26 protein-coding genes and 2 pseudogenes are annotated in these 20,120 nt (G+C 35.0%); 17 read left to right on the top strand and 11 right to left on the bottom strand.

Features of this window, described 5'->3' with window-relative positions; translation table 11 throughout:
- Window positions 1-88: 88 nt before the first annotated feature.
- Both H0248_RS15785 and H0248_RS15780 read right to left on the bottom strand, forming a co-directional pair.
- A complete protein-coding gene (locus tag H0248_RS15785) occupies window positions 89-565 on the bottom strand; it encodes a hypothetical protein (protein WP_180786623.1) in 477 nt (158 codons plus the stop codon).
- A 181-nt stretch (window positions 566-746) separates the two neighbouring features.
- On the bottom strand, window positions 747-1,187 hold the full coding sequence (locus H0248_RS15780) for a hypothetical protein (protein WP_240346019.1): 441 nt from the start codon (window positions 1,185-1,187) through the stop codon (window positions 747-749).
- A 338-nt stretch (window positions 1,188-1,525) separates the two neighbouring features.
- On the opposite strand from H0248_RS15780, the gene H0248_RS15775 reads away from it, so the two are divergent.
- The 9 genes and pseudogenes from H0248_RS15775 (at window position 1,526) to H0248_RS15735 (ending at window position 7,933) form a co-directional block, all read left to right on the top strand.
- Window positions 1,526-2,077 (top strand): DNA-directed RNA polymerase subunit beta, encoded by a 552-nt coding sequence (locus H0248_RS15775; protein ID WP_180786622.1) that lies wholly within the window; start codon window positions 1,526-1,528, stop codon window positions 2,075-2,077.
- A 214-nt stretch (window positions 2,078-2,291) separates the two neighbouring features.
- The gene (locus H0248_RS15770; RefSeq protein ID WP_180786621.1) at window positions 2,292-3,092 is read left to right on the top strand and encodes a GNAT family N-acetyltransferase; all 801 of its coding nucleotides are present in this window, start codon (window positions 2,292-2,294) and stop codon (window positions 3,090-3,092) included.
- A gap of 63 nt (window positions 3,093-3,155) precedes the next feature.
- Entirely contained in the window at window positions 3,156-3,629 is a 474-nt protein-coding gene (locus H0248_RS15765) for a hypothetical protein (RefSeq protein WP_180786620.1), read from the top strand.
- Window positions 3,630-3,882: 253 nt separating this feature from the next.
- Complete coding sequence (locus H0248_RS15760) at window positions 3,883-4,722, top strand: DUF2971 domain-containing protein (RefSeq protein ID WP_180786619.1); 840 nt, start codon at window positions 3,883-3,885, stop codon at window positions 4,720-4,722.
- 213 nt (window positions 4,723-4,935) lie between these two features.
- Window positions 4,936-5,295 carry a hypothetical protein gene (locus H0248_RS15755; protein WP_180786618.1) on the top strand — a complete coding sequence of 120 codons (360 nt, stop codon included), beginning with the start codon at window positions 4,936-4,938 and terminating at the stop codon, window positions 5,293-5,295.
- Window positions 5,292-5,471 (top strand): hypothetical protein, encoded by a 180-nt coding sequence (locus H0248_RS15750; protein ID WP_180786617.1) that lies wholly within the window; start codon window positions 5,292-5,294, stop codon window positions 5,469-5,471. The genes H0248_RS15755 and H0248_RS15750 overlap by 4 nt, the downstream gene beginning before the upstream one ends.
- Window positions 5,472-5,973: 502 nt before the next feature.
- A complete protein-coding gene (locus tag H0248_RS15745) occupies window positions 5,974-6,768 on the top strand; it encodes a hypothetical protein (protein ID WP_180786616.1) in 795 nt (264 codons plus the stop codon).
- Window positions 6,769-6,911: 143 nt separating this feature from the next.
- A pseudogene (locus tag H0248_RS15740) lies at window positions 6,912-7,242 on the top strand (hypothetical protein); the annotation flags it as partial.
- 136 nt (window positions 7,243-7,378) lie between these two features.
- On the top strand, window positions 7,379-7,933 hold the full coding sequence (locus H0248_RS15735) for a histidine phosphatase family protein (RefSeq protein WP_180786615.1): 555 nt from the start codon (window positions 7,379-7,381) through the stop codon (window positions 7,931-7,933).
- 90 nt (window positions 7,934-8,023) lie between these two features.
- On the opposite strand, the pseudogene H0248_RS22200 reads toward H0248_RS15735, so the two are convergent.
- The 5 genes and pseudogenes from H0248_RS22200 to mobQ form a co-directional block, all read right to left on the bottom strand.
- Window positions 8,024-8,456 (bottom strand): annotated as a pseudogene (locus H0248_RS22200) (MobQ family relaxase); the annotation flags it as partial.
- A 150-nt stretch (window positions 8,457-8,606) separates the two neighbouring features.
- Window positions 8,607-9,500: an AbiTii domain-containing protein gene (locus tag H0248_RS15730; protein ID WP_180786614.1), complete on the bottom strand. Its 894-nt coding sequence runs from the start codon at window positions 9,498-9,500 to the stop codon at window positions 8,607-8,609.
- A 55-nt stretch (window positions 9,501-9,555) separates the two neighbouring features.
- Window positions 9,556-10,155: a hypothetical protein gene (locus tag H0248_RS15725; protein ID WP_180786613.1), complete on the bottom strand. Its 600-nt coding sequence runs from the start codon at window positions 10,153-10,155 to the stop codon at window positions 9,556-9,558.
- Window positions 10,156-10,166: 11 nt separating this feature from the next.
- A complete protein-coding gene (locus tag H0248_RS15720; RefSeq protein ID WP_180786612.1) occupies window positions 10,167-10,463 on the bottom strand; it encodes a hypothetical protein in 297 nt (98 codons plus the stop codon).
- Between the two features lie 134 nt (window positions 10,464-10,597).
- The gene (gene mobQ, locus H0248_RS15715) at window positions 10,598-12,031 is read right to left on the bottom strand and encodes a MobQ family relaxase (protein WP_180786640.1); all 1,434 of its coding nucleotides are present in this window, start codon (window positions 12,029-12,031) and stop codon (window positions 10,598-10,600) included.
- A 679-nt stretch (window positions 12,032-12,710) separates the two neighbouring features.
- On the opposite strand from mobQ, the gene H0248_RS15710 reads away from it, so the two are divergent.
- On the top strand, window positions 12,711-13,463 hold the full coding sequence (locus H0248_RS15710; protein WP_180786611.1) for a hypothetical protein: 753 nt from the start codon (window positions 12,711-12,713) through the stop codon (window positions 13,461-13,463).
- Between the two features lie 43 nt (window positions 13,464-13,506).
- On the opposite strand, the gene H0248_RS15705 is transcribed toward H0248_RS15710, so the two are convergent.
- Window positions 13,507-14,193, bottom strand: coding sequence for a hypothetical protein (locus tag H0248_RS15705; RefSeq protein WP_180786610.1), 687 nt, complete (start codon window positions 14,191-14,193; stop codon window positions 13,507-13,509).
- A 196-nt stretch (window positions 14,194-14,389) separates the two neighbouring features.
- Here H0248_RS15705 and H0248_RS15700 point away from each other — a divergent pair, with 196 nt between their 5' ends.
- Window positions 14,390-14,710 (top strand): hypothetical protein, encoded by a 321-nt coding sequence (locus H0248_RS15700; RefSeq protein ID WP_180786609.1) that lies wholly within the window; start codon window positions 14,390-14,392, stop codon window positions 14,708-14,710.
- Here the strand turns inward: H0248_RS15700 and H0248_RS15695 are convergent.
- On the bottom strand, window positions 14,702-15,580 hold the full coding sequence (locus H0248_RS15695; RefSeq protein ID WP_180786608.1) for a hypothetical protein: 879 nt from the start codon (window positions 15,578-15,580) through the stop codon (window positions 14,702-14,704). The two genes, H0248_RS15700 and H0248_RS15695, sit on opposite strands and share 9 nt — an antisense overlap.
- A gap of 83 nt (window positions 15,581-15,663) precedes the next feature.
- On the bottom strand, window positions 15,664-15,915 hold the full coding sequence (locus H0248_RS15690; RefSeq protein ID WP_180786607.1) for a hypothetical protein: 252 nt from the start codon (window positions 15,913-15,915) through the stop codon (window positions 15,664-15,666).
- Between the two features lie 542 nt (window positions 15,916-16,457).
- Here H0248_RS15690 and H0248_RS15685 point away from each other — a divergent pair.
- The 3 genes from H0248_RS15685 to H0248_RS15675 all read left to right on the top strand — a co-directional run bounded on the left by H0248_RS15685 (window position 16,458) and on the right by H0248_RS15675 (window position 18,492).
- A complete protein-coding gene (locus H0248_RS15685) occupies window positions 16,458-16,979 on the top strand; it encodes a GNAT family N-acetyltransferase (RefSeq protein ID WP_180786606.1) in 522 nt (173 codons plus the stop codon).
- A gap of 20 nt (window positions 16,980-16,999) precedes the next feature.
- Window positions 17,000-17,641 (top strand): glutathione S-transferase family protein, encoded by a 642-nt coding sequence (locus H0248_RS15680; protein WP_180786639.1) that lies wholly within the window; start codon window positions 17,000-17,002, stop codon window positions 17,639-17,641.
- Between the two features lie 185 nt (window positions 17,642-17,826).
- Entirely contained in the window at window positions 17,827-18,492 is a 666-nt protein-coding gene (locus tag H0248_RS15675) for a hypothetical protein (protein ID WP_180786605.1), read from the top strand.
- Between the two features lie 30 nt (window positions 18,493-18,522).
- Here the strand turns inward: H0248_RS15675 and H0248_RS15670 are convergent, their stop codons facing one another.
- Entirely contained in the window at window positions 18,523-18,747 is a 225-nt protein-coding gene (locus H0248_RS15670; protein ID WP_180786604.1) for a hypothetical protein, read from the bottom strand.
- 309 nt (window positions 18,748-19,056) lie between these two features.
- Here H0248_RS15670 and H0248_RS15665 point away from each other — a divergent pair, with 309 nt between their 5' ends.
- The 3 genes from H0248_RS15665 to H0248_RS15655 all read left to right on the top strand — a co-directional run.
- A complete protein-coding gene (locus H0248_RS15665) occupies window positions 19,057-19,350 on the top strand; it encodes a hypothetical protein (RefSeq protein WP_180786603.1) in 294 nt (97 codons plus the stop codon).
- 28 nt (window positions 19,351-19,378) lie between these two features.
- The gene (locus tag H0248_RS15660) at window positions 19,379-19,663 is read left to right on the top strand and encodes a conjugal transfer protein TraD (protein ID WP_180786602.1); all 285 of its coding nucleotides are present in this window, start codon (window positions 19,379-19,381) and stop codon (window positions 19,661-19,663) included.
- Between the two features lie 119 nt (window positions 19,664-19,782).
- Window positions 19,783-20,120: hypothetical protein (locus H0248_RS15655; RefSeq protein WP_240351924.1), on the top strand; the 338-nt coding region annotated here is incomplete at its 3' end.

Raw genomic sequence — 20,120 nt, 5'->3', positions numbered from 1 at the left:
AAATATTAAGGCGAGTGAATGGGAAGCGCGATTAACGGCGCTTTAGTAAATGCAATAGATATTTAAGAAGAGATATGTCTATCTCTTCTTATGGCTTATTTTTCAGATCTCTTTCAGGGAATGGAAAATCGAGATAACTATGGTCTGAAGAAGGATCTGCTTGACTGACCCAACCCCACCAGTTATCCCTATATTCTTGCGTTGTACAATGATTTTTCTGACGCTGAATTTCATCAAGAATATGATCTTTTTTATCAGGCCATTCTCCTGTAAGTTTAACCAATGTTCTTTCAAAGATATTAGAACGAATAGCCAATTTAAATGCGACTGTTTTAATATTCTGTAGACGTTGCTCATAATCAGCTACAACCTTCTTATGGCTGCTAATGGTATTGTTCAACTGCATTTGTAGTCGGTTAACTCTGTCATTAGCCATTGATGCTTCAAACTGAGCCTGCTGCGAATCCAGCCTTGCTTCATTAGCTTGCTGATAAGAGTCTACAATTTCTCTATTGCGTTGCGCCGCATTATAATCATAATTCCAGAATGGATTTTTTCCAGACATATTTACACCTCATTTGTAAAATAAATAAAACGTAATACTTCATATTACGAAGGTCAGATTAGTAAAATATATAAAACGTAATATTTCATATTACGAAAACCTGATTAGTTAAATATCATATGTATATAATTAAATATTAATTCATAAAAAAGCAAATAATTTTGCTAATTAATATTAATAATTATAAATTTTGAGGTTTTAGTTTAATTTCCTTTTCATTCACAGGACAAAAACAGAAGACATGTTCATTAAATAGTTCAACCCATTGTTCACAAATTTGTTGCGAAGAGAAATATTTGTTATCTGATGAGAATGAAATAATCCATTCAGGATTAATATGATCGTCAGTAATAATAGTTATTATAGCATTATTAATTTTATTCAATGATAATGAATAATTGATTTCCCTGATGTTGGCATAGCCATATATAGCACTTCGATTTTTATTAAAGAGCAGAACAGAGTGTTCGTTTAGGTCAATAGTAAAGCCAGTTTGTTCATACTCATAAGACAAAGTAGAGCCACTACGAACCGAAGGAGAGGAAAGATGACCATGCTGTTGGGTCGCGTTTGCTTTCACACACACCTCACTATTGCCGATTGCTATCTTTACTTGGCTCAAGCATACCACTCCGAAAGCCAATCTCAAGCAAAATGATCGATATAATAGATCGATAAATTAATATTGATAGATAATAGCGATTAATAAGGCTGTATCGATCGGGATTTTAATTGATTTAGTCGATCGAATATAAATATATGATAGATTTTACCTATCATTATTTTGTTTTTGATCGTTACAAACGATATGACGGCCATCAAAAATAATTGAATCCTATCAATTGGTTAATTAGGTGGCTTTGCTGTGGTAGGTCTGTAAGAACAAGCTGTAGCGTCTACAGGCAACTCGAAAGGCATCAAATCACAACAGCTTTTATGATTATCAGGATGGATGGGAAGATGAAGAAGATTTTACTCGTTACTTCTACAGCTCTTTTGCTGGTGGGATGTGGAGAGAAAGGTGATTTTGAGAAAGCTATTAATGAAAAATTCAGCAAACAAAGCATTTGTTATTCTTTCAGCAAAGAAAACAACATTGCGGTGTTTGACGATTTTAGAAATGGTATCCCCGTTAAAGTAAATATCTATAATAATGAAGAAGATCCTATTTTAACTGGGTTGAAACTTTCTGGGCTGTTGACCATTTCATACGAACAAGAAATGTTCAAGAGAGCGGCCATTTTAACGACCACGGATAAAGGACGTAAAACAAGTTTTTGGGATCGTGATAATGGTGCTTGTGTAGGTCATCGAACTGTTGATGAAATTACGGAATGGACAGAGGCCGGTGAAGATGGCATGAAGATTGTTCGCGTGTCTTATACATGGAAACTGGCGGATGTACCGGGCTGGGTTGATAAAGATGCCTTTTCTGACATCAAAGGAATGGCCGAACCAGAAGAGTCAAAAATTGCTTTGGTGAAAACTAATAAAGGCTGGTCGGCAAGGTAAGTTTTCCGCCTGTTTTTCGACTGTGAATGGCTCTCCGTGCAGGGCTGTTCACATCGGGGCTTCTGACAAGTTAAACGCGCTGTTTCTGCATTTTTCGTCATGAAATACTTTTTCCCGCCTCCAAGAATCCGCTGTTCCACGCTGTTTGACATAAAAACCTATTATTGATACAACACAACAACCTATTCAAGACACTGTAAATTAATTTTTTCTTATGACATCGGAACAACAAGATAACGTAAAACTTGAAGGCACTCCGGGCTATGTAGATAGGCCGAGATTGGAGATACTACACATCTACGAAAGAGAGAAACCAGATCAGTATTGGAAAACTGTTCTTATTGAGACTATTTATGAAAACACTCAAGTTTCTAATACTATTAACAAGGATAAAATAAGTATTTTCTTTAGATTTATTGGAACAAAGCAGAACTCTAAACTTTGCTTCAAAGCGATACATCGTATCCTAAAAGATAAAGACAACGTTATTATTAGTGAGACTATTTCACTTACTGGTGGAGAACTTGGCATTTGGGACGATAACTATAAAGGAAATAGATTAGGGAGATGGTTATTTAATGAAATTGTCAGTTGGGCAAAACAATGGCCTAATGCAGATGTTAACTCTATTAGACTTGGGCCTAAAGATGCAACAGAAGACAATTTAGAAAGACGGAATAAGATGTATACAGGAGCAGGCTTAGAGTTTGACTATGATGATGACGAAAAACGTACTGGTCGATCTCGTGAAATGAAAGCATCAAAATTGATTGTTCTATCTTCATGGAAAAAAGAGAATGGTGGAAATATCGCGATTCAAAATATTGATGATTATATAAATAATCTGATTAAAGAAAATAAATCATTAAAACACGAGATGGAAAACAAAAAATTGAGCATTAATTCGTTAAATCAAAAGATTTCTATGATGGAGAGTAAAACAATAAAAGAGATGTTACGCCGGGCATTGAGAAATGTTATTAAGTTTTTAAACCTTATCTTTAAAAATAACTGATAAAGTTGATTTTATATCTGTTTTTATTATATAGAATGGAGGTATCTATAAAAAGGAATGTATATGTATTATAAAATAATAAAGCCAGAAACAGACAAGCTAAAAGAAAAATATCAACCCTATGATGTTTTAGACCTACTTAAAAGATATGATATTGATAAGCGGAAGAGAGATTATTATACTATTCTTGATGAACTGCTTACACCTGTGCCATTATCAAAGCAGATTGAGTTTATTTACGAATGGAAAGATGATATACCACGATTGTCTAATAATTATCCTGAACCAGATGGGTTATGGTGGAGTAGAACGGTAAGACGTGGTGAGGTTATGATTGAAGAAGCAATAACTTTACATTTTTGGTATTCTTTTGTTAGTGAAGATAATTTATCCTTGGTTAAAAATGAGCTTCCACAACATGAAATAGAAAGATTAAAATCAAAAAATAACGGTAATATTACTCACCTCGATTTATGGGAGTCAATATATTTTTTTTGCAAGTCAATGAACGTGGCTAAAAATAATATTTCAATATAACTCATATTTATTAAAGGCGGTCAGCGAAAACAACCGCCTGCGGATTAATTAATATTGCTTCCAGTTTTCTACAAGCCACTTTTCAACATTAGCATGACTACGAATATCACCGAGGGAGATAAACATGAATCATGGTTTCAACTTCTATAAACACTTTCAGTGCGATTGAGAGCGTTGACTTCTGTTTCGTAGCGAATCTATGATAGATTGGTAAAAATTACTAAGAGTTATACATCACATCTAAAGGTGTCATATGAACATCCCTTTTCCATCAGTTTATAAGTTTTCATCATTAAATATAAATTCCTTATCAGCCCTTGCTGAAGGGAAAGCATGGTTCTCGAAGCTTACCGATTTTAATGATCCCTTTGAAGGACAATTCATTATTACTCCACCTGACTTAAGTAATAATGAAAGTAGAGAGCGTTTTTTTAATTATCAAGCAAAAAAACTCCCATCTAATGTATTGAGTTTGCCCGCTATTGATTTGGTTAGAAAACGGTATTATGATTCACCTAAAAATTATGATAATTTCATGAAGGATATAACTAAAAAACTTCGTGATTCTATTTACAGCAGATTTCTGGATGTAGGGGCATACTGTTTAGCCAGTGATGAATCCAATGAGCATTCTCCACAAATATGCAATACAATGCTGTGGTCTCATTATGCTGATGGAATGAAAGGGTTCTGCATAAAATTCAATCCAAACAAGTTATTGGCATCATTAAATAAGCTAAACAAGGAACGATTTTATTGGTCTAAAGTTGATTATCAGAATAAAATGTGTTCCGTTGACTATTATTCTGCCGATAATTTATCAAGAAATGAGACAGTAAACGTCATACAGACAAAACATATCAATTGGGCATATGAGTATGAATTAAGAATATTTACTGAAACCTCTGGTTTATATAAATACTCTTTTGATTCAATCGATGGTATATATCTTGGTGGAAAAATGCCTGTTTCGCATCAAAAAATATTGGTAGATATTTGCAAAGTGAACCTACCTAATATAATGATATATGGGGTAAAAACTCACAAAGAAGGTTATATTGTTGAGGTGGGAGAATATATTAGTTCTATATAATATCGCTATATCCTACATGATATTATTCTCTGCCACTACGATAACCCGGCGGCCTCAATTTTTGATTGCTGGGCTTCTTCATTTGTTCTGGTGGTATGGATGGATTTATATTCATACTGTGATCGCGTTCTGGCTGATCTTGCTTTTGACGATTTGACATGATTTTATAAATTGGTTATTTCCTTATTACTATCATAATAAAGGAGATGGATAATGAAGTTAACAATAAAAGTTGGAGGTAAGAATTTAGTTGAACCACAATTCAAGATATATGGTTATGAAGGACGGAATGATTTGATTTTAATTGGTATCATTGGTTTAATTCATGAGGCTCAGATTTCAATTTTACAAGCATTTAAAAATGGTGGCTATAAGATATATGTGGAAAATGGGGTCTTAGGAATTGAAATAAAAGATGATTTATATTCTTTTAATATAAATAGAAGTGGTTATTTTAACAATTTTTTAAACGTTCAAAATAAAGAATGCTATTATCTTGGCTTTGTTTTTTCTGATGAGTATGGTACCTTCAAAGAAGGAGAAATGAGTGTCATAATGATGAGTAGAGAATGAAAATAAAATTAAAAAATATAAGTTTATTTGAAAGGCATATTTCTCAATCAGATCTCGTTCATGAGCCTTTTTTACCGGGGAAAATGACAGATAAAGAGGTTTCCCGTGATATTGAGAAGAAACCAACGAACTTAATAGATATATTGAATTCTAACTACAAATTATCCTTGGTATAGGTGGGTGGTTCACGTAGTGAGCCATCCCACCTGTTAAACGATTTTTATAAAATATAAATGGAGAGTGAAACATGAATAGGGTTGGCAGATATAAATATAATATCAAACGCTATTTAAGGAGATTAGATGGATACTTCTGGTATTATCCTGTGAAACTATCAAGTTCGAAATATTGGTGGCTTATCGTTATAATTATATTTATGTGTGAGTTGATTTATCTACAAATGACAAAACCTATATTTTAAATCTTCCCCACAATGGGAAAGATTGGATTACCATATCATACGGATGAAAGACCATCCATTATAGACTAATAATACCACTGCAGCGATGATAAGATTTTTCCGTCTTTCTCTAATGTTCACGAGAAACGCCGATATCAGTTGCTTAACGTCAATGCATCGTTTAAGTTAGAAAATACTCACCTTCATTCGTTTTGCCGTAGAATCTCAAGGAAAACGTCAGTTATTAGCCTACAGCAGACTTTACAATGGAAAGAAAAATGTTTAAATCCTACTTACAGTATCCATTTAATAGCATTCTGTATGATTTTCCAAATAGTCATGAGTCTAGTTTAGGAACTATGTTAATAGATAAATGGCAACGAGCAATTATAGCCTTTTACGTGCCTGAAATTAATAGTAATAAAAACTTCATTTCAGTTGGTAGCGGTTTTCTGATAAAAAAGAATGGGTTTTATTCAATAATTACAGCAAATCATGTGGTAGATGAATTGATAAATAGGATGTGTTTTTTTTCTCTAAACAATAGTTTCTTTCCTCTTGATAAAATCATATATATAAAAAGTGAATCTCACGACTATGCGGCAATCATGCCACCGAAAGCTCTCATGCACTCTGAGGAAAACTTCATTGCTTTCAGTGATGAACTAGGCCAAGATTATGAACCAACGATGTCAATGATCGTTTCAGGCTGTCCCTCAAATAAAAATAAATATAAACTTGATAAATCGGGAATAAATACTCAAATTTATAACATCTTCTTCAACTCATTTGAGTTTGACTCAAGGAAAGAAGACATTTACTTCAATTTTGACTCTCGAAAAAAAATGATACGCACTGAAATGTTTGAACCATTGAGTTCTGGGAAGTCACTACCTTCTCTGGAAGGAATGAGTGGGGGGCCAGTTATGCAGATTCTGAAAAATAAAAATACTAATGCTCTGACTCTGAGAGTTGTAGGTGTATTTAAAGAACATCACAGACAGAAAGGAAAATACCTTGTTGCCGGTGCCTTTATTAATTTCTCAGAAGAGATTAAAGCTTTGTATAACTAAAATCGCCAGCGTTTCGAGACCCCTAAGTTAGCATGTTTATGGCATTTTTCGACATATCGAGTATATCACATGACAGAACCACCATTTGCATAAGTCCGTTTCTGGCACAAAGTTGTCTGTGAGGTATAACCCTGAGCTAATACACATCATTCCTGATTATCTATGCCATTAGGTTTCACGGCGTGTTTTCAAATGTGAATGGCAGTAGCTACACAGTTAATGGATACAATACGGTGTGGACGTAGTGCTTCCTGTTTGCTGGCTTATCTTGGTTGTGCTGGAAGTAAAACATATTCTGGTTATTCTGTGCCGTCATCTGCATCGCAATCAGATTATTTTAAACCGAACAAAGAATATGAGACACGATCTCAAATTGATTACGATATTGCTGTGAAGGGGCGGAGTGTTCTGTCTGATCCCAACCTGAGTATTGTTGAGCAACAGCGCTATCGAGATGCACTTGATAAAAAATAAGTAAATCCCGGTTGTTAATTAAGATGAGAGGGTATATATAAGTATTCCCCTTTTATTTTTCAGATATTTTCACGCCATAAATCTGCATTTCCATTTCATATGCTATAATGTTCTCCTTGAAAGAAAAGGGGACATTATGAAAGTAATATTAATACGGCATGGAAAACCTGATATTAACATAACAAAAAAATTATCTTCACATGAAATGGGGTTGTGGATAGAAAATTATGATAAAAGTGAGGTAAGTGAAAATCCTCCAGCATACCTTTTTACAAAAAACCTTATCAGCAAGAGTTTTGTTATAGCTAGTTCTTTACCTAGAGCATTAACATCATTGAAAATGATGGGTATTAATCCTGATGTCATTGACTCAGTATATTGTGAGGCTCAGTTACCTTCATTCAACATTTTGGCGTTGAAGTTATCACCTATGACATATGCTTTTTTATTTCGTATCTTATGGTTTGTAGGGTTTTCTAAAAATGTTGAATCATATTGCTCAGCTAAACACCGATCTAAATTGGCCGCAACAAAGTTAATAAGTTTTGCCCAAAAAGAATCCTCGATTTCTCTAATGGGACATGGGATTATGAATCGTATGATTGGCTATCAGCTTGAAAGGGAAGGATTCAAAAAAACAAAAAAATTAGGTAAAAATTACTGGGAATTAACTGTTTACGAGAAATCCTGACTGACAGGTTTTTCTCATGGAATAAATTACTCAAATTGGGTCTTATTGAATAGTCGAATTATATATCATCTGCCTAATCGAATGTGTTGTTCAATAGTTATGATAACCCAGTGGTTTCAATTTAGGCACCGGCTTTTTCTTGTCCGCCGCGAGTGTTGGTATGTAGTCAAGATTGCTATCAAGCTGTGCTGGCTTAACTGGACGACTTGGAAAACGCCTGATCTCATCTGGTGTGGGACTGTAAGCATCACTGTTAAATCTGGCTCGTCTCTCATGCTAAGCGCGTGATACATAGATACCCTGCACCTCATCAAACACATAGTTTTCAGCAATGCGCTTATCATGATCAGCATCAACGGAAACAGGAGCTGGTTTCTTCTTGGCCCAGACAAATTTTTCTCTTATATATTCCACTACCAGTAAAGTGAAACGTTTAAAAATCCCATCCTGACGGGGTTTAACCTACTTTCCTCTTATTTTTAACAGGAGCGTGTTTGATCGCTCTGGTCGCTGAAGAGGATGGGATTCAGTTTAGTTTTCAATCCTTTTTCAGATGAAAATTACATACAAACCAGAAGTGGTAGTAAAATCGATGAGGTTGTTTCAAAAAATGAAAAAAGTCAATGTGCATCTTCATCGCCAGAAAGTGAAAATGAATTATGCGGTTGATAATCTAAGCTATTAAAGCTGTTATCGCCGGTAAAAATGGAGTGATAACAGGCCCTAAAACCTGCATATGATCAGAGAGGAGAGAAATAAATTTCAGATAATACGATTTAAAACTCGTATTATTGTTAGCTGCTCTCATTTCTTCAACAATTGCAGTCATATTCTCCGCAGCAGAACTACCTTTAAGTTCTTTTAACGCATTTAATAAGCTATCGAATAATTCTTTATTATTTTCGCCATAGCTGGCATTTTGAGTAAAATCATGGCTACCAGTAGCAACATTTTCGACATTACCAGTAATATACGTATTAAATACGGTTTGGATTTTCTCTTGTGATACGGGATTCGAATTCACATTAGCCTCACCTACATCAGGATTTTCAGATTCAATCTCAAGAGCAAAATTGAGAACTTTTGTTCTGATCGTATCTAATATCCCCTCAATTTTAGTAATAGGTATAATTTTCCAAGCTTGTAAACATTGCATGTCATCATACATATCATTACACAGATGAACTGCAATTGTTGAGGGCCAAGGCACTTGAGCTAATGAACCGTCACTATTTCTTACCAGAGATTCGAGTTCTGCAATGGGGGATATTATTTTATGGGATTCGAGAGGAGTTCTAAACTTACTAGGAATTCTATACGTTAGTATATCAGCATTTTTTATCATTCGATTAAACGAACCAGCAAAATTTCCCTTGGATGTTACCTTAAATTGCCTATAGCTAGGAAGTAGATCTGCATTAGGATAACCGTTTAACTCGTATTCCACCCAGTTTTTAAACTCTGTATTACCAAGCCTTGAGGCTAATATTTTACATTGTCTTAATAAAGAAGCTAAATTGACACTTGAATCAATTGCTGCATTCTGTATATCTCTCAATAATGACATTTAGACATTCCTTGTGAATGTGTTTATGGAAAATAAAAAATATAATTCCCTAATTTTAGGAAAATGCAGCAGCTACGTTTCTTAATTCAGAAAGTTGTTCAGGTTTATCATTTTGAACAATATCTTCATTTATTTTCATTATTACAGCCTTAATAACGTCAGTATTCTTTTTAAGTTTTTGCCTCGCCATTATTGCATTGAGTTCATCAAGCTGATTAGTATTTATTTTCATAGAAATTCTTTTTGATGCCTTTGCCTTAGCAAATTCATCATTTAAAAATTTAGACAGTCCATGTTGATCGTAGCGGCCAGAATTCAAAGCATGTATATAATACAGTATAAGAGAACGATTAAAACTTTCATCTAGAGCAGGATTTATTTTTTGAGTTGCTACGTTTAAGACATCTAAAAAATGTGCTGGAACTCGGACTTCTATAGAAGACTTTATTTTGTTGTATTCAGCCTTAATTTTGGGGGTTGACTGGGCTGGAATACTTACAACATCACGGCATTTATCACAAACGGCAGCTAATATATTTTTAACCGTACCACTTTTATCGCTAAAGTCAACATTACGCAATAAGTAAGTGGCTTCACTTCTCCCGCAATTGTGGCAGATTACCTGTCGTTTATCCCCTTCTTTAACTATTCTCATATCAATCTCCCTTACTTATGAACGCTTATAAAAATAACATCTGGATCAATGAAAAAAAACTTCACATACCAATAACAACCATCTTTAAACGGGCGACATATATGCACGTCTGTTGCGCTATCCTGATGATGAGGGCTACACTCATACTGAGTGCCGGATGTCTTGCTTATCAAAGAGACAACATATTCTGCATCCACAACGCCAGCCGAAAACAGGTTTTTCTCATCGATATCAATTCTAGCAGAATGATCATAAGCCCCAGATTTTAAGCATTGTATCGCTTCGTGTTTTACATCACTGAATCCCATTACTCTTTCCCTATATTATGTACGATAGGTAACGTACAGTCAAATTTAATGTTATCGCATTATCAAGATACCAGTAATGTAGGTAAATATACTTTATTATCATGCATTTAAAAAGACTAATTAAGTGTTGTTATTTAATCTCTATCATGGAGACTCGATGGTCTAAGCCTTGGGGAGCTGTACTTCTTCGTCTGTTCTTGTGGTATGGATGGGGTGAGATCCATTCCGTTATTGGCCTCTGTCTGTTCACGTATAGGACGTCTTGGAAAACGCCTGATCTCATCCGGTGTTGGACTATAAGTGTCACTGTTAAATCTGTCTCGTCTCTCATGCTCAGCGCGTGGAACATAGATCCCCTGCACCTCGTCAAAGACGTAGTTTTCGGCAATACGTTTATCGTGCTCAACATCAGGAGCGACGGGCTTCTTCTTGGCCCAGACAAATTTTTCTCTTATATATTCCACTACCAGTAAAGTGAAACGCTTGAACAAACCGGTCTGACGAGGTTTAACCTGCTTTCTCTTACTTTTAACAGGAGCACGTTTGACCGTACTGGCAGTTGGGAAGGGGAAGGATGGGGTTTTCAATTTAGTGCGTGTATGAGGCACAGGGGCAACCAGAACAGGTATTTGGTTTTCTGATGATGCCGACTGCGAACCCGTTTCAGAGAACTTTGTTCGAGGTTGTATTTCAGGCAATACTATTTCAACAGGTTCAGACATTTCGGATACGGTGAAACTTCTGAGGTCAACAACGATCTGAAGATCCAAATCTTTGAAGACACTATATGTGGCCTGTGCTTCCAGCTTCATCTCATCACGAACAGCCTGTTCAGCAGCACGTTTTTCCTGAACCTGTTTGCTGTTCCACTTGGCGCGATGAACACGTTGCATTGCCGGGCGACTGGTTGCTGTTGCCTTGGCAAGCCATAGCGCTTTTTCTTCAATATCCAAGGTAATAGTGGCGTTTTCCAGTGCTTCACTGTGTTGAGCCTCAATAGAACGGTGGTCAATACGTTCATTGCTGCCAGCTGCAGCCAGATAGCGATTGGTAATCACTGACCATGACTCACGCCATTTGATCACATTACTCCTATCATTCCAGCTTCGGTCTTTTTTACCAAAACCTTCAGTAGTGATGGGTTTTAATGTCAGCATCACATGTGCATGAGGATTTTGACTATCAAGGTCATGGAAAGCGATATCAGCAATCATGCCTTTATCAACAAAGTTCTTCTGACAGTATTCAACTACTAATTTTATCTTATCTTCATTATTAAGCTCACAAGGAATAGCAACATCAAAATAACGGGCTGTTTGACCATCTTTCTGACGCTCAACCCTTTCAACTTCATTCCATAAAGTTGTTGAGCTTTCAGTAATATAAGAAGGAGCAGAATCAGGCGCTAATATCCGATGGTAGAATAAATCAGAACGGTGGCTGAAATCGTAGGTATTGCCAGTGCGATCATCTGTTATTTTGCAACGCGCATGGTAGGCAGCCTTCCTACAGGAAGACATGCCCTCCGAACGTTTCACTATTTTAAACTCCAGATGAAATATTGCCATTAACTGATATAACCTCAATATAATAAAAACTATCAAATAAACATTAACGCTCACCATGCTGATTTTAGTTTTTCGCAAGAAAAACTCAGGGGTTGACGTTGAACTTGGTTTTGCTTTTAGCCTGCGGCAGGCAACCGTCGGTAGACCCCACACACTGCTACGCAGTGTATAAGTGGGCATTGTTTTCTTAAAAAAAAGAAACAATGTAAAAGCTCCTCTCATTAATTAATACGAAATATATTACTGTCTGTAAAACAAAACGCCGAATTAAGCGACGCAATATGGATAAACGGCTGAAGTATTCCGCGATATTAAAATGATGGGTTTTTAAATGGCGTCCGAAGGACAAAAAGAGTGTTAATTTATCCCGCCGTAAGGCGGGAAAGTGCTAAAACAAGAAAATAGGCAAGTTTATCGGTAGTTTTCCCTGTTGCACAATTCACAGGTCAATTATGGAAATCAGGATTAAATTTTAATAAGTGAAATGAAAAACACTAATAGACAAAAATAAGTAACGCGGAGAGTATTAGATAAAATAGTTAGTGATTACTATCATGTGGTGTTGTTGATTTTTATTTTACCTTGCCATTTTGGGTTTTTGTTTTGTTTTTTTTGACAAGGAATAATAATTTGAGTAATTAATATATAACAATTATTAATTAACAATAGAGGGTTCAGAATGGGAGGCTTGATAACAACAGCAGCACGCCTTAAAGATGGTACGGTTGTAAGCTTTAGGCACTATACCAACAATGACTTTAACCTTGTTTTGAGACAAGATGATTTTATTAAGGAAATGAAAAAGATTTCTCCAAGCATAAAAATATCACCTCAAAGGAAATACATGAAACTCAGCAGGGATGATGTTATCGATAAATTTGAAAGAAGGTTCTCAAAGACAACGTTTGATTATGTGTGTGGGAATAGCTTTCTAGCCCCTGTCTGGTATGGAATCAACTTCTTTGATTATAGAAAAAATGTGGCATTTTCGGTGAGCGACTTTTCAAGCAATTTGCATTTTTTGACTTACAACCTAATGTCTAATCCGATAGTCATAAAAATGCTTAAACAGGGTGTTATGTTTACAGAGAGTGATCTTGTCCGCTTATCTCATAATGTACCTTTCGTTTATTTGAGGGAGCTATTAAAACTCAAAGAGCTTAAAGATATCAATGCATTATATGATGAAAATGGAAATGTCCTTGATCTTAAAGATCGTGACACATTTGATATCATTCGCTCTTTTTTTGATGGAAATTTAGTCAAGCCTGAATATTTCAAGTTAAGAGTTAAACATCCGAGGTGGGATTTTTATTCCCGCTCTGATGGTGAGTATGGATTCGATATATTGAAGGCTTACTTAGAAAAGGAAAACCTCCTGACTAAACATGATAAGATTTCGTGGGGGCTATTCGAGTCAAATAGGCGATAATTGAACATGGCAACGGTTGATGTTGCCATGCATATTCTATTCGTTAAGGCCTATTTTTAGGTTTATTCTGACGCTTAGGTTTTAGTGTTATTTTTGGTTTAGGTAAGTTTGTTTCTATCTCGATAAGAAACCTATTGAACTCATCAAGACCACTTTTTAACATTGTATTAATGTCATCTGTATTAGTTTCTCCATGTAAACAAGCCATAACATGGTCTATAAGATAATCATCGAAAATTATACTATCTTCATGGAAATACTTCTTTTCACGATCTCCTATATGAACGACAGGAATCTGATGGCTGTTATCTCTTAAAATCACGATATAATGTTCAGTAACTCTCGCCATCTTCGCGCATTGTACTGAGAGATCTTTAGTATCAGAGTTTTTTAACGTGTTATTTTTGGCCTGACCTATGATACCTTTTTGAAGGCTTTCATCGGATGTAGAAATCCATTCTATCTTAATCCCAAAATCACATCCGAATCTGTGTTCAGGAGAATTTTTTCCCTTGTGTGCAGTTTTTGATGTCTTAAAGCGTAAATAATATCCATTACCAAAAGATATCTCTGCTAATGATAACCCAGCGCAAAATGCAGCGAAAAAATCATCCTCTTGTCTATAATTTTCCCTTGTAAAAATATTAGTGATTTTTGTAAGTTCAGCATGTAATTTCGTTTTTAATTCATTGTAGTCATCGATAGAAATGTTTAGCCTTTCGTAACTCATTTATAGTCCTTAATAATTATGAGTGTCAATTTTCTACTTGTTGTTAAATGCTTGTGATAGTTTATATGTTTTGAAACGTCAGAAAATAATATTACTCTCTAAAATAATTCGAAATGCTTATTTATTTTCAACTATTGACAGAGCTGAACTAACTTTGTAAAACGTGTATATATATAAATAACACGAAAGGAAAAAAATGAAATTTAAAATATCACAACTTGAAGATGGTACATATTATGAAGAATTCACCTTCTGGCAAAACGCAACTCTTCGTGCACTAATAGAATATCAAAAGGCACTAGATCTAGGTGTAGTTGATGAGCCTAGGAGTGAACACGAGTTTTGTTCTTTAATAAGAAAAATTTCCGGGAATATAAAAATAGTTAGCGATTTACCATTCGCGGAGTATGAACTTGAGCCGTTCGAAGAATCCCCAATATCTTTAGAAGAGATAAGGTTGGTGCTGAACCAACCTTTATCCAAATTAATACATATTCCAAAATCGGTATCAATATGAAATTGATTTGGCTAATTTATTAAGTTTCTCTCTTTTTCTCATAGTATTGAAAAAGAAGGTACCATCGAAATATATCTTTTCTTTATATAATACTTTGGCATCATCAATTTTTTGGTTTTGTTTTTTCTCAACAATATATAAAGTTATAGATTCATCTCTTTCTTCAGTTGATGTGGTATGATTAGAGAAGTAAAAAAATATTTTATTGTACGGTGCTCCTTTCTTTCTATTTACGAAAACTAGATCTTTGCCATAGCCATCTGATACTGAAGTTGTAAAGGATTCTGATTCAATATTAATACTCTCTTTGATTTTTTTATTTACTCTGCAACCATAAAGATCTTGAGCATTAGTTACATAAATAAATGAAATAGGTAAATTATATAAGTTTATTGCACGATAAAGATGCCCTTCGCATGTTTTAAAATCTTCAAGCATTTGAGCTAAAACCGACTCGGAAAAATAGATGCCTATTGCTGGTTCAATTCTGCCTATCAATAAATCAAAATAGTTAGCAATAGCATACTTTATCTCATCATTTGCTTTGTTATTTGGATTTCTTTTTAATTTTTCATCGAGATTTGTGGGGTTAGCAAGTGGGCAATCATCATATTCTGATTTATTATAGAAAGCTAGACCTGTAACATTGTAATCCACATGTTTTGCATATAAGGTTTTTGAATCGGTTTGATTATTAGCTCTATTAACTAGAAGAACAGGGTTTTTGCATCGTGGACATAAAGCAAATTCTTTGGATTTCCCATTGATAGTCTGAACATAAGGGACAGATCTGTGAGTATTTTTATGATAATTTTCATCTGTTAAATAGATGGCATTATCAGGGTCTTTAAGAATACTAAAAACATTCATCTTTTCTCTCTTGCGAACTGAATATTGTTATTCGAATATAGAAAACACCAATAATGAGTATGGGGTATACACCCCATAATTAATTATTTACGTCTTTTATTTGACTGAGACAGCACAGATCCCGCTAGCTGTTTGGTCAACTTACTGGAACGTGGATTATCAAGCGCAGATGATGCTTTACGCTCCATTTCACCACTGGTCTGGTTTGATGAGCCTGCCTGAGAAAGTGCTGAACCAGCCAGACTTCTCTGGATCGCTGACGCATTCGGGTCATTAAGTGTTTGTGCGGCTACAGAGGCGATTTTATCTGAGGTTTGCTTGTTGTTCGTACTCATAACCAAATTCCTTAATACAGAGATAGTCAGGAGAGGGTGACTCATGTTGTGTCAGTAGAGAATAGATAACACAATATGATGTGGTTATATTAGATACAACTGGTTAAAGCATCAATAGGTGTTCTGGACATATTTACAGTGATTTACAATGGGTAACACAGCAGCGACTTTAAGTTTTTGCAAAATTTTTTCTCGGTATCTGGTTTAATCTTTTTCAGGTGAGTGAGCGCTAGCTGAATATCTAACTAAACATCATAATTGGATATATTTAAAATTAACAGGGCAAGCCCTCTTCAGCGTAGTGATTGTCGTACACAATCACAAAGCGCTGCTTTTGAAAAAAATAAATATATCGAAATAGTGAAATTTTTAACCATACGAATTGAGCTACCACAGAGGTCTCTACGCATAAGAAAATAGTATTTTACTTTTCCAAGTATGCATTATTCTAATAGAAATAATAAAAATTCTTTGCTTGAGAGGTATTAATCATAGGTGCCTATGATATCCTTTTCTGGATTTATTAAATCAGAGGTTCTATTATGCAGATCATCCCTGTCAGCCCTGAACATATTCCTGATATTCAAAAAATCTATGCGTGGCACGTTATCAACGGCATAGCTACTTTTGAGACAATTCCTCCGACTGTTGAAGAGATGAAAGAGCGGATTACTAAAGTTCAAGATGCTGGAACACCGTGGCTTGTTGCGTTAGTCGATGGTATTGTTGCTGGATATTGTTATCTTGCGCCATACCGACCACGCCCGGCCTATCGTTTCACACTCGAAGATTCTATCTATATCGATCCTGAAAAACTGGGGAAGGGTATCGGGAAAGCATTGCTTACCGTAGCTATCAACCAAGCAGAAGCGTCTGGATTTCGTCAGTTAATTGCTGTCATTGGTAATAGTGAAAACCGTGGTTCTATTTCTTTACATCGTTCTCTTGGTTTTGAATTGACAGGAACCTTAAAGTCTGTTGGTTTTAAACACGGACGTTGGGTTGATACTGTTATCATGCAAAGAGCGCTTGGTAATGGTGATACGAATTTTCCAGAAGAATAACCTATTATATTGGAGATATGATGATTCAAGTATGGGGAAGGAAGACATCTTCAAACGTTCAGGCTTTGATGTGGTGTATAGGGGAGCTTGGTCTTGATTATGAACGCTATGATGTTGGTCATAAGTATGGAGGAAATGATACTCCAGAGTTCTTAGCGATGAATCCTAATGGTACGGTTCCAGTCATACGCGATGGGAACGCTCCCCCTATGTGGGAGACCGGTGCTATTCTGCGCTATCTGGCTGGCAAGTATGGATCTGATACATTTTGGCCGCATGATATTGACGCGAGGGTTGAGATCGATAAATGGGGTGAATGGGCCAAGATTAATATTGCAATGAATTTTACCGCTCCAGTGTTTTGGAAGGTAGTCAGAACTGCAGCAAAAGACAGAGATGAGCAAGCATTACAAAATGCATTACAGGTTCTTCATAATAAATTTTCTATTGCTGAACAACAAATAAGGAATAATGGGTATATTGCCGGGGGGGATTTTTCTCTTGCTGATATTCAGTTTGGTCATGTTCTATATAGATATTTTGATATAGACATTGAAAGACCATTATATCCATTTATAAAAAGGTATTATGAGGAATTGAAAAAACGGCCTGCTTTTTCCGAACACGTTATTATTTCATATGAAGAACTTCGTGTGAAATGACTTGAAGAGAAAACCATTCTTGTTTTTAGTCGAGTATTAACAGGGGTTGACATTACCACTTCCTGTTAATTCATTTTGATTTTTTATTGGTTTTTTCATTAAATAATAGGAATATCCAATTTTGACAAAAGTAAATTTATAGAATAAAGGAATATAACATATAAAAATAAAAAGGAGATAACAACATGTTGCCATTTACCAACGATATTTTTAGATCATTAATGAATGCTCTGAAAAAAAATAATATATCAGCATATGAAATAAGAGACTCGCTCGACCGAACATTGCTGTTCTATGCAAGAACACGAGATGATGTAGAACAATTAATAGGTCTTGGTGTTGATATTAATCATCAGGATAAGCTTGGGCATACTGCGCTATTTCATGTCAGTTCAGAAGAAGTGATTAATGCCTTAATTGAACACGGAATAGATGTAGACAGAAAAGATAATGAAGGTCGTCATGTTTTAGCGACTTATGGGTTTTTTAAGTATCATGATACTTTTATGAAGTATGCGGATAGATTTAAAGAGAAGCATATTATTATTGACTCTCTATATTGTAATCAATTGGAAAACATACCATCTGCATTGAAATTACTTCACGATAATGAATTTAAAATAACATTGAGTAGATTTGTCGAGATTGAACACGATCCAGAAACAGAGAATCCAGAACACTTTAATCAGTATGCGAAAAGATATATTGATGTATTGGATGCGCTAAAAGAATACTGCTATTTATCTACTTTCCATGAGCTTCATCAGGATTTCATTTGTAGGGTGTATGGTAATGATAAAGTAAAACTGTTTAGCTATAGGGACTTTCGTGAACTTATTGAAAATGTGTAATTGTTTCCCCTGAATCATCAGGGGAATATTTTAGGGTTTTGGTCTTTTAGGTGTAGACTTCAATTTTAGATTTTCCAAGTGCTCGTTTTCAAGATCATTCACTCTTGACTTGGCATCAATAAATCCTTCATGATCTTCGCCAAGAACAAAATGACCTGCGTCGTGATCAAAAATTTCAAAACTTACCTTAAGTATTTTTCCTTTTTCATTCACAGTGATTTTTTTGACTGGTTCATAGCGTTTACTTGTTGTCATAGAATATCCTTTCTACATGAAGAGTGATCAGCGTTAAAATCATACTCTCTGAATACTGATTATACAATTTGCCATTTCAATAAAAATCAAGTAAAGAATAACAGACGTGAAGTAAAAGGATAATAATATGAAGCTTGGTGAACTGGATGAAATAGCATTGGCTTTAATGACAATAAACGCCGTGATGTGGGGAATAAATATTTGGCTGTTGAGTCTGTGGGTTATCAAATAAAAATATAATTCTCTATCCTGTTGATAATTATTCAAAATGTGTTAATTGAATTGCACTGAATATTACAAGGAGAGGATATGCATAAAAACCATGATGAGGCCATTGATTGGGTAGCCAGACGATTAATTGAAGATGGCATTTATACCGATGTTGAACAAGCCTATGCTAAGGCAGCAGAAACTATTTATCGCAAAAGAGAAGAAATTAGAGCGATACAAGAAAAGGATTATTTCCGTTTTCGTATTAAATCCATAAAGAAAAGAATAGCATCAGGATACGAATACACAAATATTCCCTACAAACCTAAAAATACAATAATTAAAAATAACCATTCAGATTCATTTTGGGATTGGGATGCTGACAATAAATAAAACCATAAAAATATAAAGGAGAAGAATAATGACAACAAAAACAATCAAACAACAAATTGCTTCAGCACAAGAACGTCTATACTTCTTGGAAGCTAAAAAGAAACAGCAAACGAAAAAAGAAAATACCCGTCAGAAAATTATTTTCGGTGCTGAGGTTGCCAAAGTTTTAGGATGTGATATTGGTTATGTAGATAAAGAATTAGTCTTTGGGGTTCTGCTTAACATATCTAATCTATCTGAGCGTGATATTGAAGGGTATAGAGCACAAGGCCAAACTTATATCGAAAATGTTATAAATAAGTCAAAATGTTAATTATGTTTTTCACGTCCGAACGGTGAACCGGCCTAAAACTTGCTTTTAGGTCGGTGAGCTGTTGAGCAAGCCCCAGAGGGCGCGGTAGCCAATTCAGATAAAATAAAAATAGGGGAAATATGTATTCTAAAGAAATATTTTCTACAGGAACGCCTGAAGATATATATAAAATGATTTTTGAACAATTACCATCAATCGAAAGTGATTATATTTGGCACGGTAGAGGTTGTAGATTATTGTTCACTATCATAGAAATATTGGTCTATTTGAGAGAAGCAAAATTCGTTATCATTGATTATGGGAAAATAATCCGATTAATTGAACTTAAAAATCTAAAGGCTTTAATCGATTCAGATATACCAGAGCATTGCCGAGATAGTTTGAAGGAATATATTAGCGGTCTTCTCCCCGTTGGAAATGAATACCCTGTACACAGGGTGGGATCCCACTTTACTTA

The organism is Pectobacterium brasiliense, assembly GCF_013449685.1.
In the GTDB taxonomy this organism is placed as follows: Bacteria; Pseudomonadota; Gammaproteobacteria; order Enterobacterales; family Enterobacteriaceae; genus Pectobacterium; species Pectobacterium brasiliense_A.
The sequence above is the reverse complement of the archived record's forward strand: the minus strand, read 5'-3'. Positions and strand labels throughout refer to the sequence as shown.